This window comes from Frankia sp. KB5, from assembly GCF_002099325.1.
Taxonomy (GTDB): domain Bacteria; phylum Actinomycetota; class Actinomycetes; order Frankiales; family Frankiaceae; genus Frankia; species Frankia casuarinae.
Genome location: NZ_MRUJ01000329.1, coordinates 1 through 5,257, shown reverse-complemented (window position 1 = coordinate 5,257; position 5,257 = coordinate 1). Strand labels below are relative to the sequence as shown.

General features: G+C 61.9%; 7 protein-coding genes. 6 read left to right on the top strand and 1 reads right to left on the bottom strand.

Features of this window, described 5'->3' with window-relative positions:
• Positions 1–51: 51 nt before the first annotated feature.
• On the bottom strand, positions 52–1,446 hold the full coding sequence (locus KBI5_RS23705) for an ATP-binding protein (protein ID WP_085016522.1): 1,395 nt from the start codon (positions 1,444–1,446) through the stop codon (positions 52–54).
• 181 nt (positions 1,447–1,627) lie between these two features.
• On the opposite strand from KBI5_RS23705, the gene KBI5_RS26705 reads away from it, so the two are divergent.
• The 6 genes from KBI5_RS26705 (at position 1,628) to KBI5_RS26700 (ending at position 4,993) form a co-directional block, all read left to right on the top strand.
• Complete coding sequence (locus KBI5_RS26705) at positions 1,628–1,801, top strand: hypothetical protein (protein ID WP_157902586.1); 174 nt, start codon at positions 1,628–1,630, stop codon at positions 1,799–1,801.
• Positions 1,798–2,886: a site-specific DNA-methyltransferase gene (locus KBI5_RS23700; protein ID WP_198537945.1), complete on the top strand. Its 1,089-nt coding sequence runs from the start codon at positions 1,798–1,800 to the stop codon at positions 2,884–2,886. Before KBI5_RS26705 ends, KBI5_RS23700 begins: the two co-directional genes overlap by 4 nt.
• Entirely contained in the window at positions 2,867–3,166 is a 300-nt protein-coding gene (locus KBI5_RS23695) for a hypothetical protein (protein ID WP_085016521.1), read from the top strand. The genes KBI5_RS23700 and KBI5_RS23695 overlap by 20 nt, the downstream gene beginning before the upstream one ends.
• A gap of 24 nt (positions 3,167–3,190) precedes the next feature.
• The gene (locus KBI5_RS23690; protein ID WP_085016520.1) at positions 3,191–3,817 is read left to right on the top strand and encodes an antirestriction protein ArdA; all 627 of its coding nucleotides are present in this window, start codon (positions 3,191–3,193) and stop codon (positions 3,815–3,817) included.
• A gap of 121 nt (positions 3,818–3,938) precedes the next feature.
• Positions 3,939–4,286: a hypothetical protein gene (locus tag KBI5_RS23685; RefSeq protein ID WP_116290005.1), complete on the top strand. Its 348-nt coding sequence runs from the start codon at positions 3,939–3,941 to the stop codon at positions 4,284–4,286.
• Positions 4,287–4,498: 212 nt separating this feature from the next.
• Positions 4,499–4,993: a DUF3846 domain-containing protein gene (locus KBI5_RS26700; protein ID WP_206745276.1), complete on the top strand. Its 495-nt coding sequence runs from the start codon at positions 4,499–4,501 to the stop codon at positions 4,991–4,993.
• The last annotated feature ends 264 nt before the right edge of the window (positions 4,994–5,257 follow it).

The following is a 5,257-nucleotide window of genomic DNA, read 5'->3' as shown; positions in this document are numbered from 1 at the left end:
CACGACACCGCCACACGGCGGAACCAGCCCCTCCACGCCATCGCCGAATACTTACGCGCAATCGGTAGTTCCCTCGGTCACAACAACGGCATTCGCGAAAAGAGCTTCGGGTAGCCTGGTAAGGAAAACTGGGTAAAATTGCCTGCCCACAACGTCCGGATCAACATACCCGTCGAGTTTTGCGAGTACGCCCTCAACTGTGGCCATCGTAACCGTCACGGCCGGGGACGGACTGACTCCCGACGACTTCCGTGTCACGCGTCGAATCTCTTGGAAATGTTCTGCGCTCAAAAAATATGGGCTGTGGGTGGCGTAGGTTACTTGCACCTTCTGGCTCGTATTCTCTGCCAGTTTTCTCAAGACTTGTGCAAACGCTTGTGCCTGCACTGGATGCTGAAAAAGCTCCGGCTCCTCGATCGCGAGGCAGAGCGAGCCATTACCTTGGGCGGCAGCTCCGTGGGTTGCCAATACTTGCAGCGCAGCGATAAGCAAGGCCCGCTGAAAACCATGGCCCTGGCGTGCAATATTTGTTTCAACTGCGTTATCGAGGACGCTGACTTTGAACTGAGTACGAGGTGGCTTAAGCTCAAAATCGTCTGTGCTGAGTCGCAACGTCCGGCCCACAGTATATTGCGCAACGGTCCGCGAAAGCTCCGTGGAAACAGTATCTAGCTGAGTTGTGAAATGACTGTCATACACGGCCTTCTGCTTTTTCTGAATCTCCRCTGCCAACAACTCGATCTCTGCGTCTGCCGCCTCACGGCTGATCGTGCGTTCAAGAATACGCCCGATAATCGTGGCCTTGCTGTCGAGAATTTGTTCGCTCRCTCGAAGATCGGCGGTCACAAGCACATAGTCAAAGAGCCCTGACATCTTTGCCTGACTATTGAACCCGAAGAAGTTCGTTACAACTTGCTGCGACTCCGTCAGTCTGTCCGGATGCTCCAGTTCCCAGGTTCGCATTGCATCTTTCCTGGCGACATCCGTAGCGGCCAACGGCAGACCAAGCTCCTGACTCACCCGACGAAGTTCGTCGTATGCTTTCTTGCGCTCGGTGGCCGTTACGCCTGGCTGGCGCATAGCGTCAAAAGCCTCAAACGTACGTGCGTTACTCRTCATCTTTTCGGAGCCGTCTTCTTCGCGGTACTTCCAGGCAATGAATCGGTCCGAGCCGGGCGTTACATATGCTCCGAGTTCGGCACGGTCCTCATCAGTCAGAGAGCAAAACTCTACCTCAACAACAATCTGCCGAGATTTTGACCCATGAGTAAAGTCGTCGTCGCTCAGTTCGGACGTCTTAGTCCCGTTGAAAAACCAGTCTAGCGCTCGCAGAACGGTCGACTTGCCAGCCCCGTTAGGCCCGATGAACGTTGTAATTTGATCGAACTCGATGTCCACGTCTTCTAGGCATCGAAAATTCTTTATGTGAACCCTTCGTATACGCATAGCACCTCAGCAATATTAGTTCTCTAACGATAATAGCCGAGGATTCAAAATAAAAACAGCATAACCGCCATAAACGACCTGGCGGGAATCGAACCCCCGTAACAGGGGTGATAGTAGCAGCCGAAATAACACGAAACGTCGCCGCCACGCCGGCAGCGAGTGGATCAGAACAGAGGTGAAAATGAAAACGATTTCCAACATGGTGGAGCTTCTCCGCCACTACTCCAAAAATCTTGGTCTGCTCGATGACCTCCGTTGGCTGCTCAAAGTGATCAACGCGCCGGGCAGCGAAGACGAGCCCGACGAACCAGATCTGTGCGACCAGCCCAACGGCCGCCGTGGGAGTCGCCCGTGACCGGTGCGCGTAGGGCAGAGCCCTGGCGCAACACCATCCTCGTCGGCGACGTCCGCGAGCGGCTTGCTGAACTGCCGCCCGCTTCGATCGACACGGTCATCACCAGTCCGCCCTACTACGGGCTCCGCGACTACGGCGTGTCTGGGCAGCTCGGCCTGGAGGGCGATGTTGACGGCTGGGTGAGCGCACTCCGGACGGTCATGTCCTCGGTCGCGGGGGTGATCAAGCCCGGCGGCACGGTGTGGCTGAACCTGGGCGACGGCTACGCCCGTCACCAGCGGGACGGCGCACCGATGAAGAGCCTGTTACTCGGGCCGGAACGGCTGGCCCTGGCGCTCACCGCCGATGGCTGGATCTTGCGGAACAAAGTCGTGTGGGCCAAGACCAATCCCATGCCCACGAGCGTGACCGACCGGCTGAGCACGACCCACGAGGTGATCTACCTTCTCGCTCGCAGCCGCCGCTACTTCTTTGACCTCGATGTCATCCGGGTGCCCCATGTCACCGGCCGGTTTGCGGCGCAGCGGCGCGCGGCCGGGCGTGTCTACCCGCCTGAGTCGGTGGTCGCCACCATCCGCCAGACCAGGCGCACCCAGCGCAACACCGGCCTCGGTGCGCTCAAGGTGAGCGGCGCCGCCGGCCATCCGCTCGGCAAGAACCCCGGCGATGTCTGGCGCTACGCTACGGCGGGTTACAAAGGTGCGCACTTCGCAACCTTCCCGATCTCCCTTGTCGAGCGGCCGCTACTGGCCGGCGTTCCCGAGCGGGTGTGCGAGCAGTGCGGCGTCCCGTGGCGCCGGGCGCCAGCCCRCCGGCACGGACACGGCGGGACATCCGGTGAGTTACGCCCCGGGTGCGACTGCCAGGCCGGCTACCGGCCCGGCGTCGTTCTCGACCCGTTCATGGGCTCGGGCACGGTGGCGGTAGCTGCTGAGCGGCATGGGCGGGACTGGGTTGGTATTGAGCTGAACCCGAAGTACGCAGCGCTGGCAGACGAGCGAATCTCGCGGGAACGTATGAAGCTCGCGGCCATGCGGCTTACTCGTACTGAAGCTGTATACCCGTATGATCCGCGAGCTGCCTGACGGCCTGGTCGTGACGGTCGAGCTGGGAGCCGATGGCACCGAGTTCGGTCTTGACGTCTTGAATATCACCGACTACGCCGTCGAGCACGTTCCGAACCTGGTTGACATCTTCTTTGACTTCGGCGATTTCGCCGTGAAGGTCATCCCGAAATTCGTCGAAACGCTTGTTCATGTGACCGGCAAAGATGGCGAACTGTCGGTCAAGAATTTTATTGAGTTGTTCTTCATTCATAGCACCTTCCAGTATGCGACATCGACCTGTCAAGGTCAACAACGATAGTTACATAAACAGGAACCCCCATGCATGGAACACAGCAACCCCCACCAGCGCGAAGAGGAGCACACCCAACCGGACACAGACGCCGAGCGCCCCTCGGTCGACCGGCCCCGCATTTACGTCGCCTCACTGCTCGACTACACCAGCGGCGCGATCCACGGTGCCTGGATCGATGCCGGGCAGGACGTGGCCGCGCTTGAGGCCACGGTGCAGGCGATGTTGGCCGCGTCGCCGACCGCCGCCGGGACCGGCGAGGCGGCCGAAGCGTGGGCCATCCACGACTTCGACGGCGGCGGCCTGCACCGGCTGCCGCTCGGCGAACATGAGTCGCTGGCAGACGTCGCCCGCATTGCACAGCTTCTGAGTGAGCACGGCGAGCCGTTCATCGTCCTGGCCCAACACGCCGGACTGGACGACCTCGACTTCCTGGAAGCTGCCGTGCGTGACAGCTTCGTCGGCCACTGGCCGTCGGTCGAGGAGTTCGCCGAGCACGTCTTCGACGACATGGGCGCGCCGACCTTCATCGAGAACTCGCCCCGACACCTACGGCCCTTCCTGCTGCTCAACGTCGAGAAGATGGCCGAGCAGTTGGAGACGGAGCTGACGATCCTGGATGGCCAGGGCGGCGTCTACGTGTTCAACCCGAACACGTGACGGCCGCCGGGACGTGGCCGCCGCCGTCCGCGTCCCTCCCTCGTCGGTGACCTGCGGCTGATCCTTGTCATCCCCAGTTCGGGGGATGGCCAGCCGCACCACACCGAGGAGGTGTTCCGTCATGACGGAACCCACCAAGGCCGGGTCGCACAAGACCCTGGCCGTCAAGCTGCCGCCCCGGCTGCACGCGCAGTTGGAGCTGATCTCCGGCTTGGAGGACATCCCGATGGGCACCGCACTGCTGCGGGCTGTCGAGCTGTACGTCGAGACCAAGCGGGGTGCAGCCGACTTCGCGGCCCGGGCGGCAGCCGCGGTCGCCGAGGCCGAGCGCCAGGCGGCCGAGCGGCGCGACGCCATCCAGGCACTGCTGGGTGCTGGCTCGCCAGCCTCAGCCGGCCCGGAGCCGGACGACAGTTCCGGCCAAGCCAAGGGTGGCCGGCGCACCCGGAGTGGCGAGGCTTCCGCGTAACCACGCGGACCTCGCACCACTCCACACCCCCGGTGGGGACGGACGGCCTGATGCCGCTTCCGTCCCCACCGGGGCACTTACCACGATCTGCGTACACCGACTACTCGGTGTCAGGCAGCTGTTCCCGTTTTCGGGGTGTGGCTGCCTGGCACGGAACGGACCGTCGTGTCAGGCAACAGCTTCATCGGTCCGAAGGGTTGGTTCTGGTCTTCATGGCGGAGATCACGGCCATTGTCATCCCGGCAGACATCGGTCTGCCGCTGCGGCAGGTCCAGTTGGACACTGCCGACCTGTCGGCGTACCAGGATCTGGTCGGCGGATACATCGAGGCCATTGAGCTATTCCGGCCGAAGGCGTCAATGTACATCAATGACCACGGCAAGATCGACGGATTACCGGTGAACCACCGAGCCACGGCACTGGCGGCTGTCCACAACAGCGACTTCCGGGGCCGCGACTTCGTGGCCGGGGATGCGTTCGTGGTGGGGCCGCTGACCGCGACCGGCAGGGATACCACGGTGCCGGCCAGGTACGTCAATCTCTGGTTTGAGGCGACGAGCTTCAGAGTCCAGAAGAAGGTTGGCGATTCACGGCGGTGGGTGACGAAGAACTACCGGTACAGCGACCCGCACGTTGCGTACGTGGCGGCCGTTCGATTGGCACGGCGGGAGCCGGAGGTGACGGAGGTGCGGGTGGTGGCGAGGTAGTCAGCTGCGACCAACTCTACTATCATGATCACCGCACTTTCCTCTCAGAGGATGTGCGGTGATCGTCTCTACCCCCTCCACCTCAGTCATCGTCCACACTAGGTAGAGGGACTTCAGGTTCAATCAAGACGCTAGGGTCTCCAAGAGCAGCCAGGGCGGCGTGGCCGCCACCCTTTCGTATGAGAATTTGAGTCCGGCCGCGGGACGCCTGTGGTCCTGATGTTGGCCGGTGGGCCGTTTCGGCCCGGTATCGCCGAGTCCCGT